Below are 593 nucleotides of genomic sequence, written 5' to 3'. Positions count from 1 at the left end.
CGCGGCGATTGGCACTGGCATCGTTCACTGGCAGGAACAGGAAGTCGGCCGTGTCGTCGCCATTGTGATCATGAACGATGCGCTGGAATGCGCGTAGCATGTCGCTCTCGGTGCCCAAGCGCAGGCTGCCAAGGGTTATGAGGGGATCCACGAACCGCGTCCGGGCGGCGAGACCCGGATTGTTCCCCTGCAACTCTTGCGTCAGGAGCTGGTAGTCCCTCAGCACATGCTCGTCGCCCAGCCATTCCATGTCCTGGAGCACCAGCCCGCGGCCGTGAGACGGGGCGGTCGGACCCAAAGCCCCGACCTGAGCATCGGAGGGCATGCTTGCAAACGCCGGCACGGAATTATCATCGTCGCGTGACTCAGACGGCGTAGCCGCAGTCAGATCAACCAATGGAAAATCCCGGTAGGTGTCAGGGCGGGCGCTGGCAGTGGGCGCTGGCGCTGCTTCCAGGGTCGGCCACATACTCCAATCAAAGTTGAGCGGCATCTGCGGCCACCCGGTTGAGGCGAACCGGGCAGGTTCTTGCCGTCCGGCCTGGACGATGTCCTGCGCCTGCGATGGCAATGCACCCAGTTGATGGATGGGG

The 593-nt window shown here is 63.6% G+C and carries 1 pseudogene; it reads right to left on the bottom strand.

From position 1 onward, the window contains the following. Window positions 1–593, bottom strand: a pseudogene (locus AC04SF_RS37425) (hypothetical protein); the annotation flags it as partial.

Source organism: Mesorhizobium sp. CNPSo 4671 (assembly GCF_057784245.1).
The sequence above is the reverse complement of the archived record's forward strand: the minus strand, read 5'-3'. Positions and strand labels throughout refer to the sequence as shown.